This is a genomic window from Legionella lansingensis (assembly GCF_900187355.1).
Lineage (GTDB): Bacteria > Pseudomonadota > Gammaproteobacteria > Legionellales > Legionellaceae > Tatlockia > Tatlockia lansingensis.
Window position 1 is genome coordinate 1,504,150 of the sequence record NZ_LT906451.1, and the last position, 17,845, is coordinate 1,521,994.

The window sequence follows — 17,845 nt, forward strand, 5'->3', positions numbered from 1 at the left end:
CTACTCCGGTGGAGTTTGGAAAGAAGGTCTAATCAACTCAGACGACTGGAGACATACCAGTATCAATCTGATTACCACTCCTTTTTTTTAAGAGTTCTGAGACTTCTGCATCGGATGTTTGCTGGAAATCTTCGTACCACAGTCCTACAGCATAAAAATTTAAAGGTTGCAGTGGACAAACTATTTCATCAACAAGTTTTCCCATTTCTTGATAGGTTGAAAATGCAGCTACGGGTATTGCCATGATGAGTTGGGCTGGATTTTGCTGTCTTAATGCTTTAATGGCAGCACGCATCGTAGCACCTGTTGCGATACCATCATCCACTAAGATAACGATTTTATTTTCAAGATCAGGAAAAGGTAAATTGTGTCGATACATATCCTCGCGACGTTTGAGCTCCTGCTCTTCTTTAGCAATTATTTTTTCAATATTTTCCTGGGAAATAGATAATGTATCGACAATGTCTTGATTGAAAACGGTTACGCCTCCAGAGGCAATTGCGCCCATTGCCAATTCTTCATGATCAGGCACACCCAGTTTGCGCACGATAAAGACATCAAGAGGGACAGAAAGTGCTTTTGCTACTTCATAACCTACGGGTACACCACCACGAGGTAAGGCTAAGACAATGACATTAGGATTATTAGCATACGATTTGAGTTGATCTGCAAGAATTCTTCCTGCCTCATGTCGATTAATAAACTTCTCCATAATTGCTCTCCATTTACACCGAGCTGACATTTAATTTTGGTGAAGATTATTATCGATAATTTAGCAATTTATGTCAGAAATTTTTTTGACTTCACCTTGCATACAACCCATTAAAATTTAAAATTTTATCTCCACTTTTTGCGTATTTTGTGGAGCTTATGACTATAATTTTAGCATATAGATGTTTAGCAAATTCCTAAAAAATAGCAGTCGACTTATATTACAAAGGTTTGATATTTCATTGTATGAAAGGGAGAGAAATATGAAATGGATAGTAACTGCAAATACGAATCAATGTCGTATTTATGATTATGAGCAAAAATCTCACGAACTAAAACTCATCAAGGAAATTAACTCCCCTAAAAGCAAACTAAAAACAAGTGAACTTGTTGCTGGAAAGCCTGGCCGCTATAAGGCAAGAGGCCCTATAGGAGGCACCTATACTCAAGAAACGCTTCCTGAAGAAGTGCAAATTAATAAGTTTGCTAGAGCAGTGGCCAGTGAGCTAGATGAGGCAAGAAATCACCATGACTATGATGAGTTAGTTTTTATTATGGCACCGGAAATGGATGGCCTATTGCTTCACCATCTTAATAAGAACGTCAAAGCAATGATCAAGAAAAATATTCAGAAAAATATGATGCACTTAAATCAGAATGAATTATTAGATTATTTGAATGAGAAATTAAAGAGATTTCATTGATATTTTATTTTGTCTGGATATGGGGTCGCGTGCGACCCTTAAATTTGCTATCAAAATATTAAAATACGCTACACCATCCCAGTGTAAGTGACTTGAGGTGTTGGTTCCATCGTTAGTTTGTATCCTCGCTTTACTAGCGGCTCAAAATATTTTTCTATGGTCATTTCTTCTCCAGTATAAAGCTCTATAGAATGTACCGCATCTGGAGAATACACCTTAGGAAAATCGATGCTCGTATTCAGGTTGGATTTTTTTAACCAAGATTTCATTTTCTCTGGGTCTTTTATGATTATCTCTTTTGTTTGAGCATTAATTGTGCCGAAAAGAATAGAGTCTTTCCCACGCTCAACATTATTGTCATACATTAAAACCGTTGTATTAGTACCCTCAATACCGTCTTGATCAAGCGCTTTAATAAGAGATTGAGGGCCATTTTTATGAGTTTGTAATAAACTATCTATTGGAACATATCTATTTTCAGATTGACCTCGCAAATAGGCTCGTTCCAGTGCGGTTTCAAAATGAGTAGAAACAAGACATACCATCGTCGCTTTTCCATGCATTGCGTGTTGCTTGAATGCTTTGGAATCAATTTCACTTCCATCGTATAATTGATGACGAAATTTTCCTTCAGTGGCAGATAGCGTAATCATTAGCTTCAATTCTCTTTCTTTTACTAATCTCGCTTCGTCTGAGGTTAAACTGCCAAAATCCAATGAGTCTTTCTCTGGCTCAAGCAAAATGGTACGGGCTCGATCTAAATTATGATGAGCTATCTCATCCCACTTTATACCATATGTAGACTCTATAGATTCCGCAATTTTTACTAACGAGGATGTCTTTCCGGAAGCAGGTCCTCCTACAGTAAAAATAGCGATGGAATCTTTTTGTTTTGATAATAGTGGAAGCTGAGATAAAGAAGATTGTTCTACTAACACTGTACGTGCTAGATGATAGGCATATTGCCGTGCCCTTTGCATATAAAGAATTGCCCTAATCCCCGCAATGACTCCATCTTTTTCAGCGTTAGGTAGCTCGTCTCGGTTTCCTTTCGCTTTTTTTAGCAGTTCACCTACTAAAGCTTGTTCATCAGAAGTTAGGACGCCTGGAATATTAGGATTTTTTATATAATCAATGATTGAATCATTCAATTCTTCATAGTCTTTATCCATTTTTTTTATTGCTTCACCATATTCGGGGATGCTGCCATCTTTTAACTTTATAAAAGCTTTGAGCACCATCTCTTTAAATACCTCTTCTCCTTTACCAGGATCCAACTCTTGCTTTATAAAACATTGCATTACAGCGGCTAGCTCATGAAGTATAACTCTATCTGGGGTTAAAGGAACAATGTCTCTAAATTCAACCCCTTTACCTTTATACACTGCCCATGCGGCTGTAAGCTCTTCTATGGTAGCCCTGGAGGTTGATAAAATACTAAAAGCACGCGTTGATGTCCTTAATTGGGAATCTAGCGTAATACGAGGGACAATATATCTACCTGGAACTTCATATTTTCTTTCCATGATGAACCCCACTAATCTGGGCAGTTTTGTTCTATTTTAGAACAGATAGTAGATAAAATAAAATTTATGCTGGACTCTTCTTTTGCATCATGGTAAATATTGTGCTAGTTTATACATATTATGGTTCCAAGGAGGAGTACCAACATGAAGTCAAAGTTTTTCACAAAAAAAGCGGGAGATAGTGCCCAGAAGTTTATTGACGAGGTATGGCGCACAGAAGATAAAGCCAAAAGATTGGAAACTGAAAATAATTTAATCATAAAGGAAAACGCTGAAGGTCTTACTGAGATTGAACCTATAGCAGAGGCTTCTCTTCCGAGTCCCAAAGTAAAGGGTTAAACTTTTAATGGTACTTTTCTTCATTTTTCAGGGAGTCTCTCTGCTAGAGACGCCTAATAAGGGATTAAAAAACTCCAATATCAACAAGCATAGCAAATTGTAACTCTTTAGATGATTCATATATCAGATTGAGTTTTAACTCAATTTATAAATGAAATAACCCATACAATATTGCTGAAATGGCTACTAGACCAATCAAAGTAACAAAAATATTGCTTATGGGGCTGCGAAATTTCTTCATGGCAGGCACTGTTAGTATTGCATACATGGGCATCAAAAATAAAATGACTGCTATGACAGGACCACCCAACGTCTCGATCATGCCTAAAATGCTTGGGTTGAGTGTGGCAACGATCCAGCAGGTCATTACCATAAATCCTTCAATCAGGTGACGCAGGTTTCGAGGTGTTATGGTTTTGCCACGACCTTCCAGGCTTTTTATGATTAACCCCTGTAAACCTTCACTGGCACCGAGGTAATGCCCAAGAAAAGATTTGGCAATAGCAATAAAGGCTATGAATGGCGCAATGTAGGCCATAATAGGGGTATGAAAATGATTCGCCAAATAAGATAAAATCGAAATATTTTGTTGTTTAGCTAGTGCGAGATCTTGCGGAGAAAGACTGAGTACACAGCTAAATACGAAAAACATGACCGTAATCACCATCATAATATGACTATATTTTAAAATGTCTGAGCTTTTCTTATCAGCATCCACACCAAACCGTTGTTTCTGCGTCACTGCAAACGAAGAAATGATTGGGGAGTGATTAAAAGAGAAAACCATCACAGGGATGACAAGCCATAAAGTCATTAATAGACCATGTGCACCGGTCCCATTTACAGCATTGCTCTGTTGAAAAATGGCATCATTCCAATGAGGGATTAAATAAAGAGAGAGTACGATCAAGATACTAACAAAAGGGTATACTAACATGCTCATAGACTTCACAATGATGTCTTGACCAAAACGTACGATGGCCATTAGAGCAAGAATAAGGATGATTGCCAAAAGAGCTCGAGGTGGGGCTTGCATACCGATCTGATTGACAATAAAACTTTCAGTGGTATTGGTGATAGCTACGCTATACATCAACAAAATGGGATAAATAGCAAAGAAATATAAAAAAGTTAAAATTCTACCGGCATTTCTGCCGAAGTGTTCATCTACGACTGTGGTAATATCTGCCTTTGGAGAGGAACCTGAGAGCACAAACCGACACAAGGCTTTATGGGAGAAATAGGTCATAGGAAAGGCCAATAATGTCATGATAATTAAAGGCCAAATGCCATTTAATCCGGCATTTATAGGTAAAAACAATGTACCAGCACCAATCGCTGTGCCATAAAGACTTAGCATCCATACCCTGTCTTGTTTTTGCCACTTTGAAACCTGAAGTTCTGTCTCAGGTATTACTACTGTTATTTCATTAACAGACATGGAAACATCCTCGTTAGTTAGCTGGGTCGTAAATCCTTGGCAGATCTGCCTTCTTTATTTGTCCTTTTTTTAAACAAATAAGGAATATCTTAACGAAACGCTGAGAGCAAATCAAGCAGATTTAATCGTTATTGCCCAATTCGTCATTCGCTCTTTTCTTTTGCTATCATTAGCAAGAACGATGTAATTTCCTTTACAAGAGAAGTAGAGCCCACACATGTTATCTTCTGAACTCATTTTTCCATTGCTGCAAAAACAATTCTATGCACAGGTTCCTTTTCCTATGGAGCAGACAATTTTCGTGCAAGCAATCGAAGCTTTCCTTAAGTTTTTGCAAGAACCATCTCATATTAAAAACTATATTGATTTCACCATCGCACCTCAACATCGACGAGGTGATGTTGGTTTCAAACATCGGGAGGCTGGCGACCATCTTTATAATGATTCAAAGGATTTTTTCCATTTTCATCCAGCTTTATTTGCCAAATATACTGATTTCTTAAGCGCAAACCCAGTTGTTTTTGACTTTGTATCTAAAGCAAAACCCATTTGGGATTTAGCCTACAAAACAGTTTATGATGTTTTGTTTTCTCTCGAAAAGAAATTTCCTGGGGTAGTTAGTAAAGTGTTCGACGCGGAGTATCCACATTTGCTGTTAAGATTTCTCAAGTATGATTGGCAAGAGTCAGGGAAATACCTGGCTAAACCCCATTTTGATGCAGGGTCGTTTACGTTGGCCATTGCTGAAAGTTCACCAGGGTTAAGAATAGGAAGCTGTCCTGAAAATTTAAGGCTAGTGGAGCATAAACTTGGGCACGCGATCTTTATGCTATCAAGCAATTTTAAACAAGTGATGGACACAGATGATATGTTTGCCGGTTGGCACGATGTGATACAACTAGATGACACGCTAGTCGGTAAACCTTTTGCAAGATGGGCTATTGTGGCTTTCATCGAAGCGCATGGGGTAACAGCTTTACCTAGAAGTGAAACTCACAAGTGGTATAAGGGCGAGATTGTGGACTAGGTGTCCTGACCATATACCACTATTTTTGCATCTATGTACTATACTTTCTTTGTAATCATCATCTTAGGAAGAGTATAGATATGTCTATGAAAAATAGGGAAGAATTCAAGGTCGTTCCTCAGTACTATAAAGATATCATTGCGTGCCTCCCCAATCTTGTTTATATATTGGACAAAAACTGCACGTTTATTGGGGCCAATGATAATTTTCTTAAACTACTAGGCTTAAACAAACTTGAGGACTTGATAGGTAAAACATATAAACAAATTGCAAGTTATCTACCATGGTCTGAAGAGCGTTTGCAAATGTTTAAGAATGCAGATATCAATGTCTTACTTTCTGGCGAAAAAGTTGAAAATGTTCCTGAAGCACCTCTTATCGATACTAGTGGAGAGAACGTTGTTTATTTTTTGGGGACTCGCGTACCGCTACTTGATGAAGATAAAAACGTTGTGGGTCTGGTAGTCATTTTAACGGATGTTAGTGAACGTAAAGCGCTTGAAGAGCAATTGGCTAAAATTAAAGAGCAGTTACAATTAAGCAATGCCAAGCCTCAGAGCATAAAAACAGAACATTTACTGCCTCAGAACAATAAAATACCGAAAATTCTGATGGTTGAGGATAATACAGTGGCTCAGAAAGCTACCCAGGCATTATTAATGCAATTAGACTGCCATGTCGATGTAGCTGAATCGGGTGACAGAGCTATCGCTATGTTTGAGCCAGGAAAATATGATTTAGTTTTTATGGACATCGGCTTGGAAGGCACCTCTGGCTATGTAGTCTCAAAACAAATAAGAAAGAAGGAACAGGATTCCGGCCATCGTGTGCCTATCATTGCGCTTACTGGCTTTGAAGCTGACGTGGTCAAATACGACTGTGTTGATTACTTTATGGAAGGTGCTCTGACCAAACCTCTAACAAGTGAACAAGCAAAGCAAATCATCCAACACTATGTCTATGACATAGATATTCCGGTTCGTGGTTTAAGAAGCACTAAAGAGATGGGGAATTAATTAACGTAGGAAACTACTTTGATAAATAATTTCTCTCTTGTCTTATTGGAAGGACTAGGAGGCTAAGGAGGGTTATATGCTTAACCTTAACTCAGGGATAATTTGTGACATTATTCTTAAAGCCCGCCAATTTCAAGCTAAAGAAGGAGTTAGTTTCCCGGATGTAACAGATGATATGGATGCATCCTATGTCCTTGCTGATCACGCTGATGATTTGTCATATCAAGAAGTCATTCATGCCATTAATAACTTACGCCCTGATCAGCAGGCAACGTTAGTCGCTCTTATGTACCTAGGAAGAGGTGATTATATGAAGGATGAATGGGAAGATGCCTTACATATTGCAACACAAGAGTGGACGAATCATACAGGAGAGTACTTATTATCACGACCAACGATGCCTGACGATATTGAGCGGGGGTTATATTTGTTGGGAATTTTATGTAACGAATAGCCATTGGGTTTCTAATTTTCTCATAATAAGGTATGCTGCTCGCCTAGATTTCTTCTGTACTACAGTTGTCGCCTAATTTTGACAGGTAAAAAAGGTTTCTTTTTAATCGTTTTTCAAAGAGGATTCATCGCCTCGGGGTCCTGTCGCTGCAGGTATCCCACCGTGCTCCCAAGCTGCGCGCGGCAGGAGCCCTCCTTCCGCGCCACCCCTCGTTTAAGATCGTTACCTGTCAAAATTAGGATGTTACTATAGTACCTTACCCTGTGGTAGTTTAGAAAAATGACAGGTGCAGCAACCAAATTCTCAAGATTATTATCACTTGATGTCTTCCGCGGCTTAACGATTGCTTTAATGATTTTGGTCAATAGTGCGGGTAATAAAACGTCTTATGCCTGGTTAGAGCATTCGCTTTGGAATGGATGTACCATAGCAGATGTTGTTTTCCCATTTTTTGTTTTTATTGTTGGTGTTTCTTCTGTTTTTTCGATAGCAAAATCGAAAGAGAAAGGATTTACATCAGTGCAATTATTCTCAAAAATTTTGCGGCGCAGTTTGATTATTTTTCTTATTGGTCTATGTCTTAATGCCTTCCCCTATCATGGCTTGGATTCGCTTAGGATACACGGAGTATTGCAACGGATTGCCATTTGTTATTTTTCTGCTTCTCTATTATTTTTATTCACCGATCTACGTACCCAATTCATCATTTTGCTCATGCTGTTAATTGGTTACTGGCTTGCGTTGACCCAAATACCGGTCCCTGGTGTTAATTTAAATCATCTGACAGCAGAAAATAATCTTGCGGCTTATGTCGATAGGCTGCTTTTAGGTTCAAACCATTTATGGGCAAAAACCTGGGATCCTGAAGGTATTCTTAGCACTTTGCCTGCGATTGCAACTGCTTTGATTGGCAATCTCACTGGGGCGTGGCTGCTTTCAGCGCATGATCCTTTAAAAAAACTAAAGGTTTTATGGGTTGCAGCTATCATAAGCATGATGATTGGATGGTTATGGGGGCTGGAATTTCCTGTTAACAAGATATTGTGGACGAGTTCTTATGTTTTATGGACAGCGGGGCTCGCGCTTTTTATTTTAGGAGGCTGTTACTGGCTGATAGATATAAAAGGATGGCGGAAATGGTGCAAGCCCTTCGAAATTTTTGGGGTAAACGCGCTTGCCGTTTTTGTCCTGCACGTTGTTTTCTTAAAAATTCAAGCGATGATTCCCATGCCTTCTGGAAATCTGCGTACGTTCATCACTCAGGAATTGTTTGGTTGGGCTAGTTTAAAAAATGCTTCCTTGTTTTATGCTTTAACTTACACCTTACTTTGGTTTTTTGTCCTTTGCTTTTTTTATCGTAAGAAAATTTTTATTAAAATTTGACAGACCCGACTTTTAGAGAAATTTCCCATGCACTGGGGGTGAAATATGCTATTGTCGCTTTGTTAAATGCTTGAGGGGCTAAAAATGGCAGCGAACAATAAATTCACAACCAAAAACAGAGGAGCCATTAGCAATCCTGAGGGACGATTTGAAACGACAGCTTATGAGGCTTTTGATGATGGTTGGGGGCTTGAAGAAGATATCCTTCCTCCTCTAGAGACGTTCCTCCTGCCTGAAGCATCAAAATCAGTGATTTCTCGTAATGATTCCCCAGATATTGGCTTTGAACAGTCCATTAATCCTTACCGTGGTTGTGAACATGGTTGTATATATTGCTATGCACGCCCAAGCCATGCTTACATGAATTTGTCACCGGGTCTTGATTTCGAAACAAAAATTTTCTACAAAGTTGATGCCGCAAAGCTACTAACTCAGGAACTCAACAAGTCCAAATATATCTGTAAACCAATTATGTTGGGAGCAAACACGGACCCATATCAACCAGCAGAGTCAAAGTTAAAAATTACCCGTAGTATTTTGGAAGTATTGCAGGAACACCGTCATCCAGTAGTTATTATTACCAAAAACTCTCTAATCGAGCGCGACATCGATATCTTGGCCGAAATGGCAAAAGACAATTTAGTTAAAGCGGCTGTAAGTATCACATCATTATCACGAGAACTTAAATACATTATGGAGCCACGCACGTCTGCACCTTGCGCAAGATTACGTGCCGTAAAACATCTATCCCAAAATGCAATTCCTGTACGAGTAATGGTTGCACCTATTATCCCAATGATTAATGATGTGGAAATGGAAAAAATTATGCAGGCGGCAAGCGAAGCGGGGGCTACTTATGCTAGTTATGTGTTAATCCGTCTGCCTTATGAAGTCAAAGATCTTTTTAAAGAATGGCTTGCCAAGCATTTCCCGCAAAGGGCCGAACATATCATGAGCCTGATTCGCCAAATGCGTGGTGGCAAAGACTATGATTCGACTTTTGGTAAACGGATGAGAGGGGAGGGGGAATTTGCGAACTTGATAGAAACTCGTTTCAAATTAGCTTGTAAGCGTTTCAACTTAAACACTAAACCGTCGTCTGAGTTGAGTGTTGAAAAATTCAGAAAGATAGAGCAGGGAAAGCAATTGAGTTTGTGGGATGATGTGTTTTGATAATACATTGTCGGCTTTCTTTTATACCAAAAGTGGACTAGATTTATTTTATCTATATTTTTTAATTAGTTGGGGTAAATTTACAGACCAGAGGCCATATGAAGCAATTTTTGCTATCTTCGGCTGTAAAAGAACCATGGAAACCCGCTAATCGTTATTCTCATCAGGGTCTACTCTTCTTTTTATTCTTTTTTGCATTCATCTATCTGTGCCCGTGTATTTCTGTTTCTTCCCAAGCAACAACCTCAACAAAAACAAATACTAAGGCACCAACGTGGCCTACGCCCCAACAATTGCAAATTATTCAAGAACGCATTGACAGCTATCCATTAGAAAAACAGTTGAAGCAGGTCCAACGTCATTATTATGTTAACAATCAAGAAGTCCATGAAGAAAAGACCATTTACAATATAACGAAGGATTTTAGCCAAACAACATTTAAGCAAGAAGTTAAGTTTTTTTTAACTCGCTTTAATCAACCTGTTAGTTTCATTTTGTGTGTTTTTACTAAGCCCGTTATTTTTTCTGATGTTAGCTTTGAAGCAATGAGTAATTTCGAGTGGGCGATTTTTAAAGAAAATGCTTCTTTTTCTTATAGCAAATTTGATTATATGGCCAACTTTTATCAAACTGTTTTCTCAGACGATGTTGATTTTTATTCTGTAAAATTTAATCACACAGCTAATTTTACGGATGCTAATTTTAATGGTATTGCCGCTTTTAGCCGCACAAGGTTTGCTACAATAGTCGATTTTATGGATGTGGATTTTGCTAAAAATGCTGTTTTTAATGATGTTACTTTTGGCGAAAGAGCTGGTTTTGCTCGCGTAATATTCAACAGTGACGTTAATTTTAGTAGAGCGAAATTTGGCAAAGTCGCTAATTTCTCCTTCAGTCGATTTCGGGGGAATACCCTCTTTTACAATACTCAACTTCCAGATTACCTTGATTTCTCCCATATCATGGAAATTGCACAACCCATCGAGTTGAATAACATTAACAAAACCATCGAAAAAATAACTTATATTAATTTAATAGGCACAGATATTAGTAAAGTGAAGCTCGACTATAATTTTTTTACACTGTATTTCCCCTCCGAGGCGAATGACAGTCAGATAAGGGATGTTTACGAGAATTTACTTAAGGTTCAAAAAGATAATGAATTTACTGACGGCTATAAAAAACTCTCAGTAGAATTTAAGACGTATGACTATATGGCTAATCGTGACTATATCCGATATTTTTTTGATAAAAATATATGGTATTTTGGTTTTGAGAAATCTCGTCTCATCTTAATTGTTGTTTATCTTATTTTATTTTTTAGTATTATCAATAATTTTTTCTACAGTAGATTAGAACATGGTGTTTATCATATCCCGTTTCTTAATGTGCAGTCAGGCAGTAAGGTGATTGAGAAAAATTTCGTTCTACGGTATATATTTTATTTTCCAATCAGTGTTTTATATACTAGTTTAATCATGTTGGGGGGTATCTTTGGTTTCCAGGCAGAGTTTAAAGAAATTAAAAAAGAAAGTTTCTTTTTCTCTATATTCTTTGTATTAATGGTCATATCAGGGTTTATATCCACCTTTTTGATATTACAATACATACTTCATTAAATATGGCTATCACAAGGGATGCACAAAAAAGAAAAATAGCGACTATATTATGGAGCTTGGCTTTTTTTATCGCGGCTTTGAATCTAGTATTAATGCTCGTGATCAATATTCAGGTCCATAGGATTGTTCAGAGAGTTATTTCCGTAGGAAAATTACACACGCAGATCATGGAACTTACAAACGTTTCCAATCTTATACCCGGTTTGATTCAAAAATATGTATTTACTATGGACTCTAGGTACTTACAAGAGTATTGGCGTCAACTTGAAACGGAACACGTCTTCGATAGAATTCTTGCACAATTGTCTCAATATACTCCGTATACTTCAGTACTTAAAAAGATTAAAGCCTCAGATGACAAATTGAGACTTCAGGAAATTGCTGTGTTAAAACTTATTTTTTCTGCATACCATATCCCCGAAGAAGTTATTCATCCTAAGATTGCTGCTTACCGCTTGTCAGGTGCACAAGAGATTATGACTGATGCGGAAAAACTGCAGACAGCAAGAGATATATTATTTAGTGTCAATCATGAAAAGGAACTTCAAAACACTCAGAGAACCATTCAATACTTGAAAAAACTCCTGGATGAGCATTTGCAAAGTACTATCGTCGCAGGCAGAAGAGTTACGCATTTTTTTGTAGCTACGCTCATTACCTTGTCGATCTTTTTGGTTCTTATTATTGCCTCCATTCTATGGCTACGATTGATTGATAAGTAGCTCAAATAAGTTGACGCTAATCTTTAGTTCTGTAGAATTGGGGCATTAAAGTCAAGGATTAGACATGACGAGAATATCAGGCGCTAATAAAGCTTGCGATTTGATTTTATTTGGTACTTTAGGTGACCTTGCTGGTCGCAAGTTACTACCCGCCTTGTATCAATTGGAGAAATCTGGTCTATTATCTCCCGATAGCAGGATTATTGGTGTGGCACGTGACGATTTAGCTACTGCGAGCTACATACAGGTTGTTGAATCCAGGCTAGAACAATTTCTTAACACACCCTTAGAAACGGATGTGTGGTACCGCTTACAACAAAAACTGCAATATGCAAAAATTGAACTCACCCAAGCGGTAGATTATCAAAAACTGGCTGCGCTAACGCAACCTGAATTGCGTATCCCAGTGAGCTATTTTGCTACACCCCCGTCTTTATTCGGAAATATAAGTCAGGGTCTCTCTATGGTAGGTCTTGCACAAGATCCTGCACGTGTTGTGCTAGAAAAGCCTATCGGCCATGATCTGGCTTCTTCCATTGTGATCAATAACGAAGTGTCTCGCTATTTTAATGAAGAACAAATCTATCGTATTGACCATTATCTTGGTAAAGAAACTGTATTGAATCTATTGGTGTTACGTTTTGCAAACGCAATTTTTACCTCAAACTGGGACAATACAACTATTGATCATGTGCAAATAACCGTGGCTGAAGAAGTTGGGGTAGAAGGACGATGGGGATATTATGATGATGCTGGACAAACACGCGACATGGTGCAAAATCATCTTTTGCAAATATTGTCGTTGATCGCCATGGAACCACCCAGGGATTTGGATGCTGGTAGTATCCGAGATGAAAAACTCAAAGTTTTGAAGGCATTACGCCCTATTGATTTGTCGAATGTGCAGGAGAATACCGTTCGTGGGCAATATATCAGAGGGTTCGTCAATAGCAAACCAGTACCTGCCTACCTAGAAGAGGTAGATGCCCGCGAAAATAGCAAGACTGAAACCTTCGTTGCCCTAAAAGTAAATATTGATAATTGGCGATGGGCTGGCGTGCCTTTTTACTTGCGCACAGGGAAGCGAATGCCTAAAAAACATAGTGAGGTTGCTATTTGTTTCAAACCACAGCCCCATAACATTTTTCATAAAATTTACAAATACTTAGCGCCAAATAAGCTCATTATTCGCCTGCAACCAGATGAAGGCGTGGAAGTGCAAATCATGAATAAGGTGCCTGGCTTGGATGAAAAGATGCAATTGCAGCAATCCAAATTGGATTTGAGTTTTGATGAAACCTTCAAATCACAGCGCATTGCTGATGCTTACGAGCGCCTCTTACTAGAAGTGATGTTGGGGAATCAATATCTATTTGTTCGTCGAGATGAAGTTGAGCATGCTTGGAAATGGGTAGATGGTATCTTAGAAGCCTGGCGGCACTATCATGAGCCTCCAGCGGCTTATCAGGCTGGAACATGGGGACCTACTGCAGCAACGTCTTTATTAGCAAGAGACGGGCGTAACTGGGACGAATAATGAAAATCCATCGTTTTGAAAACAGTCATCTGCTAAACCAGCATTTTGCTCAAAAAATAACAGTTTTACTCACGCAAGCCATCGATAAGCGTGGACATGCTTTTTTCGTGGTCTCAGGCGGCAAAACTCCGGTAGGTTTATTCAACATATTAGCTCGCGCTGATTTGCAATGGGAGAAGATTACCATCATCTTAACAGATGAGCGTCTTTTGACACCTACAGAGAAGGATAGTAATGAGCGGCTTGTTAAAGAGACTTTATTGCAGCATAACGCTGCTAAAGCTGGATTTATCAGTCTATATCATGAAAAAGCTTGTGAGCAGGAAGGTGAAACTATTCTCGAACATCGTTTGAGCGCATTGCCTACGTTCGATGTCGTTATTCTTGGAATGGGTGAAGATGGACATACTGCTTCTTTGTTCCCTTGTAGTGCCGAGATCGGTGCTGGTTTGGAGACGAAGGCTTCTTTTGTAGTAGTAAAACCCACCAAGGCACCTTATAAGCGGGTTTCATTAACTAAGACACGTTTAGCCAATAGCAGGACAATTTTCTTGCATCTATTGGGTGAGAATAAACTTATTGTTTTGAATAAAGCGATAAGTGGCAATAATGCATTAGAAATGCCTATCCGCGCCTTTTTGCATCACCCCATGATTGATCTGCAAGTGATGTTTGCACCCTAGTAGAGGTAAAGTCATGCATCCCATTATCAAACAAGTTACAGAAAGAATTACTGTTCGTAGCAAAAAGACTCGCGGACATTATTTAAAACACATGGAAGAAGCACGTCTCAAGGGACCTCATCGAAGTGTTCTTCAGTGTGGAAATTTAGCCCATGGATTTGCAGCTTGCCATGCTCGAGAAAAGGCAGATTTGCGCGCTATGAGCAAGCCAAATATTGCCATCATCTCTGCCTATAATGATATGTTGTCAGCTCATCAACCTTATGAAAATTACCCATTAATACTCAAAGAAGCTATTCGTGAAGCAGGAGGTGTAGCCCAATTTGCAGGTGGCGTACCCGCTATGTGTGATGGCATTACTCAAGGACAGCCAGGCATGGAGCTTAGCCTCATGAGTCGTGATATTATAGCTATGTCAGCGGCACTTGCCCTAGCGCACAATATGTTTGATGGTGGTTTGATGCTGGGAATTTGTGACAAAATTGTTCCTGGTTTATTAATAGCTGCCCTTCGTTTTGGGCATTTACCGTTCATCTTTGTCCCAGCTGGTCCTATGCCCTCGGGTATTCCAAATAAAGAAAAAGCGCGGGTGCGGCAACTGTATGCACAAGGCAACGTTGGCAGGGAGGCACTACTTGAAGTGGAAGCAGCCTCTTATCATGCTCCTGGAACGTGTACGTTTTATGGCACAGCGAACTCAAATCAATTAATTGTTGAGGTGATGGGGTTGCATTTACCTGGTGCGTCTTTTGTTAATCCTCAAACCAAGTTACGAGAGGCGCTAACAAAGGCAGCTGGGCGAAAGATTAGCTCTCTTACCCATTTGGATAATAATTATTTACCCATTAGCAAAATTATAGATAGTAAAGCTATAGTCAATGGCATGATTGCTTTGTTAGCAACAGGAGGATCAACTAACCACACAATGCATTTAGTCGCTGTAGCTCGCGCAGCCGGCATCATCATTGATTGGGATGATTTTGCAGAGTTATCCAAAGCAGTGCCACTCATCGCACGAATTTACCCAAATGGACAGGCAGATATCAACCAATTTCAAAATGCTGGTGGTATGGCCTATTTAATTCGTACTCTATTGGATAACCATCTGCTACATAACGATGTTCATACCGTGGTAGGGTCTGGTTTGCGACAATACACGCAACAACCCCTGGTAAAAGATAACGAGTTAGAGTGGGTAGATGGACCAATAGAATCTACTGATCCGGATGTACTGACCGCTGTCTCGACACCTTTTAAAGAGCAGGGTGGGTTACAGGTATTGTCAGGAAATCTGGGCAGGGCCATCATTAAAACGTCCTCTTTACCACCAGGTGCCGAAGTTGTTCAGGCCCCAGCCGTTGTTTTCTCTAGTCAGCATGAGTTAGATGCGGCATTTAAAGCGGGTGAATTAGATAAAGACTGCATCGTTGTCGTACGCTTTCAAGGACCAAAAGCTTGTGGTATGCCTGAGTTGCATCAACTGACACCACTACTTGGTGTATTACAAGATCGTGGTTTTAAAGTGGCCTTGGTGACAGATGGTCGTATGTCTGGTGCTTCAGGTAAAATACCGGCAGCGATTCATGTAACACCAGAGGCAGTGGACGGAGGAATGATTGCCCGGATTAAAACAGGTGACTTGATTCTTGTGGATAGTCAAAGCGGCCTCCTTGAGGTGCTGGTCCCTGAGAATGAGTTAGCTCAACGTTTGCCAGCAAAACAGATGTTCCCTGAGTGTTCATATGGAATGGGAAGAGAGCTTTTCCATAAATTTCGCTTGCAATTAACTGGAGCAGAACAGGGGGCTTCAGGTTTATTCTTTGCTGAGGAATATGTAGATGATAAGTCAGCCCTATCTGTCTAACGTAAATCGTTATGCGATTGTCATGGATATTGGTGGCACAAATGCCCGCTTTTGTCGGGTAAATCTGGATAATCTGGTTGTTGATTGCATGACGATATATCCTTGTGCCAATTTTTCAACGTTTCTTGAAGCATTAATATTTTATCAAGAATCACAGGGTCTTAGGGACATTAAGCATGTGGTAATAGCTATCGCTTGTCCTATTACAAATGATTTTGTGCGTATGACCAATTTTCACTGGCAGTTTTCTATCAAACAAACGAAACAAGAACTTGAGTTACTTCATCTTGAAGTTCTAAATGACTTTACCGCGATAGCCATGAGTCTTCCTATTCTAAAAGAACATGAAAAAACTAAAGTGGGTGGTGGTATTGTTGATACTAGCAAACCGATGGTGGTTCTTGGTGCTGGAACGGGTTTAGGCGTGGCGCATTTAATCCCCACGACGACAAGCTTTGTTCCTTTAGCTGGGGAAGGAGGGCACACCACGTGGGCTGCCCAGACTGAGCAAGAATGGTTTATTCAGCGTTTTTTAGCCGATCGCTATGGTCATGTGTCATGTGAGCGCTTGTTATCAGGGCCTGGTTTGGAAAGTCTTTATTTAGCCCTAACGACTTACCAGAAAAAAGAAGCGCGCTCTCTTTCTGCAGCAGAGATCGCTAAGCTGGCTTTAACAGGTCAGTGCGAGTTAGCAGAGGCTTCCGTTGCGCAGTTTTTTGCTTGCTTGGGTAGTGTTGCTGGAGATTTAGCGTTAACTCTTGGGGCTTTGGGAGGTGTTTACATTGCTGGAGGTATCGTTCCTAAAATACTGCCCTTAATTGAAGACAGTGAGTTTAGAGTTCGTTTCGAAGCAAAAGGGCGATCCAGTTACTTTAATCGTCAAATTGCTACCTATGTGATCGTTGCAGAACAGCCTGGTTTAATCGGTGCGGCGGTTTATTTAAAACAAATTATAACTAGGGAGACCTTAAAGGAGCATCATGACTAATCGTTGGTTGTTGCAACCAGGTGCTTTATTCTCTCAAAGCCCCATCATTCCCGTTATTGTACTTCACGACTTGGCTTCGGCATTGCCGCTAGCGAAGGCTTTGATTTCGGGAGGAATTAACGTCTTGGAAATTACGTTACGAACGCCAGCGGCGCTCGCTGCGATTCGGTTGTTGAGACAGGAAATCCCAGAGGCATTGGTGGGAGCGGGAACAGTAACTTCAGTTTTGCAACTTCGTCAGTGTATTGAAGCCGGAGCGCAGTTTGCCATTAGCCCTGGATTAACTCGAGAATTATTGCAAGCAGCTTGGGAAGAAGATATTCCCTTTATTCCTGGCGCTGCCAGCATATCGGAGTTGATGGAAGGCATGGCTGTAGGCTATAGACATTTTAAATTTTTTCCCGCGGAAGCCTTGGGAGGATTAACGATGTTAAAGGCTATCCATGGTCCTTTTCCAGAATTGTGCTTTTGCGCAACGGGAGGTGTCAATGAGAAAAACTTTCTGGACTATTTGAGTTTACCTAATGTAGAGTGTGTCGGAGGTTCCTGGATAGTACCTAATGAGGCAATTAAACAGAAATCTTGGTATCGCATTACGGAGTTGGCTATAGACGCGAGAGCACAAGTGACTTCTTTCTAAGCACCTCAGGACTCGGGT

The 17,845-nt window shown here is 39.8% G+C and carries 17 protein-coding genes; 14 read left to right on the plus strand and 3 right to left on the minus strand.

What is annotated here, in order from left to right; genetic code table 11:
* Nucleotides 1-37 precede the first annotated feature (37 nt).
* Entirely contained in the window at nt 38-712 is a 675-nt protein-coding gene (locus tag CKV79_RS06810) for a phosphoribosyltransferase (protein ID WP_028373392.1), read from the minus strand.
* A 262-nt stretch (nt 713-974) separates the two neighbouring features.
* Here CKV79_RS06810 and CKV79_RS06815 point away from each other — a divergent pair, with 262 nt between their 5' ends.
* On the plus strand, nt 975-1,415 hold the full coding sequence (locus CKV79_RS06815; RefSeq protein WP_035915586.1) for a host attachment protein: 441 nt from the start codon (nt 975-977) through the stop codon (nt 1,413-1,415).
* A gap of 68 nt (nt 1,416-1,483) precedes the next feature.
* Here CKV79_RS06815 and CKV79_RS06820 read toward each other — a convergent pair whose 3' ends face one another.
* Nucleotides 1,484-2,941 carry a zeta toxin family protein gene (locus CKV79_RS06820; protein WP_028373390.1) on the minus strand — a complete coding sequence of 486 codons (1,458 nt, stop codon included), beginning with the start codon at nt 2,939-2,941 and terminating at the stop codon, nt 1,484-1,486.
* 144 nt (nt 2,942-3,085) lie between these two features.
* Between CKV79_RS06820 and CKV79_RS06825 the strand changes: the two genes are divergently transcribed.
* The gene (locus CKV79_RS06825) at nt 3,086-3,280 is read left to right on the plus strand and encodes a hypothetical protein (protein ID WP_028373389.1); all 195 of its coding nucleotides are present in this window, start codon (nt 3,086-3,088) and stop codon (nt 3,278-3,280) included.
* Between the two features lie 145 nt (nt 3,281-3,425).
* Here the strand turns inward: CKV79_RS06825 and CKV79_RS06830 are convergent, their stop codons facing one another.
* Nucleotides 3,426-4,721: a serine/threonine transporter gene (locus CKV79_RS06830; protein WP_028373388.1), complete on the minus strand. Its 1,296-nt coding sequence runs from the start codon at nt 4,719-4,721 to the stop codon at nt 3,426-3,428.
* 217 nt (nt 4,722-4,938) lie between these two features.
* Between CKV79_RS06830 and CKV79_RS06835 the strand changes: the two genes are divergently transcribed.
* The 12 genes from CKV79_RS06835 (at nt 4,939) to CKV79_RS06890 (ending at nt 17,827) form a co-directional block, all read left to right on the plus strand.
* Entirely contained in the window at nt 4,939-5,748 is an 810-nt protein-coding gene (locus CKV79_RS06835) for a hypothetical protein (RefSeq protein ID WP_028373387.1), read from the plus strand.
* 86 nt (nt 5,749-5,834) lie between these two features.
* Complete coding sequence (locus tag CKV79_RS06840) at nt 5,835-6,764, plus strand: response regulator (protein ID WP_231950055.1); 930 nt, start codon at nt 5,835-5,837, stop codon at nt 6,762-6,764.
* Nucleotides 6,765-6,840: 76 nt separating this feature from the next.
* Nucleotides 6,841-7,218 (plus strand): DUF3775 domain-containing protein, encoded by a 378-nt coding sequence (locus tag CKV79_RS06845; protein ID WP_028373385.1) that lies wholly within the window; start codon nt 6,841-6,843, stop codon nt 7,216-7,218.
* 279 nt (nt 7,219-7,497) lie between these two features.
* Nucleotides 7,498-8,601, plus strand: coding sequence for an acyltransferase family protein (locus tag CKV79_RS06850; protein WP_028373384.1), 1,104 nt, complete (start codon nt 7,498-7,500; stop codon nt 8,599-8,601).
* Between the two features lie 84 nt (nt 8,602-8,685).
* Nucleotides 8,686-9,774: a PA0069 family radical SAM protein gene (locus tag CKV79_RS06855; protein ID WP_028373383.1), complete on the plus strand. Its 1,089-nt coding sequence runs from the start codon at nt 8,686-8,688 to the stop codon at nt 9,772-9,774.
* A gap of 98 nt (nt 9,775-9,872) precedes the next feature.
* Nucleotides 9,873-11,393 (plus strand): pentapeptide repeat-containing protein, encoded by a 1,521-nt coding sequence (locus CKV79_RS06860; RefSeq protein WP_028373382.1) that lies wholly within the window; start codon nt 9,873-9,875, stop codon nt 11,391-11,393.
* Between the two features lie 227 nt (nt 11,394-11,620).
* The gene (locus tag CKV79_RS06865) at nt 11,621-12,115 is read left to right on the plus strand and encodes a hypothetical protein (protein ID WP_131796078.1); all 495 of its coding nucleotides are present in this window, start codon (nt 11,621-11,623) and stop codon (nt 12,113-12,115) included.
* A gap of 64 nt (nt 12,116-12,179) precedes the next feature.
* A complete protein-coding gene (gene zwf / locus CKV79_RS06870; protein ID WP_028373380.1) occupies nt 12,180-13,652 on the plus strand; it encodes a glucose-6-phosphate dehydrogenase in 1,473 nt (490 codons plus the stop codon).
* Complete coding sequence (gene pgl / locus CKV79_RS06875; RefSeq protein WP_028373379.1) at nt 13,652-14,335, plus strand: 6-phosphogluconolactonase; 684 nt, start codon at nt 13,652-13,654, stop codon at nt 14,333-14,335. The genes zwf and pgl overlap by 1 nt, the downstream gene beginning before the upstream one ends.
* A 13-nt stretch (nt 14,336-14,348) precedes the next feature.
* Nucleotides 14,349-16,199, plus strand: a complete 1,851-nt coding sequence (gene edd, locus CKV79_RS06880; RefSeq protein ID WP_028373378.1) for a phosphogluconate dehydratase — start codon at nt 14,349-14,351, stop codon at nt 16,197-16,199.
* A complete protein-coding gene (gene glk / locus CKV79_RS06885; RefSeq protein WP_035915581.1) occupies nt 16,174-17,187 on the plus strand; it encodes a glucokinase in 1,014 nt (337 codons plus the stop codon). The genes edd and glk overlap by 26 nt, the downstream gene beginning before the upstream one ends.
* Nucleotides 17,177-17,827 carry a bifunctional 4-hydroxy-2-oxoglutarate aldolase/2-dehydro-3-deoxy-phosphogluconate aldolase gene (locus CKV79_RS06890; RefSeq protein WP_408606923.1) on the plus strand — a complete coding sequence of 217 codons (651 nt, stop codon included), beginning with the start codon at nt 17,177-17,179 and terminating at the stop codon, nt 17,825-17,827. The genes glk and CKV79_RS06890 overlap by 11 nt, the downstream gene beginning before the upstream one ends.
* The last annotated feature ends 18 nt before the right edge of the window (nt 17,828-17,845 follow it).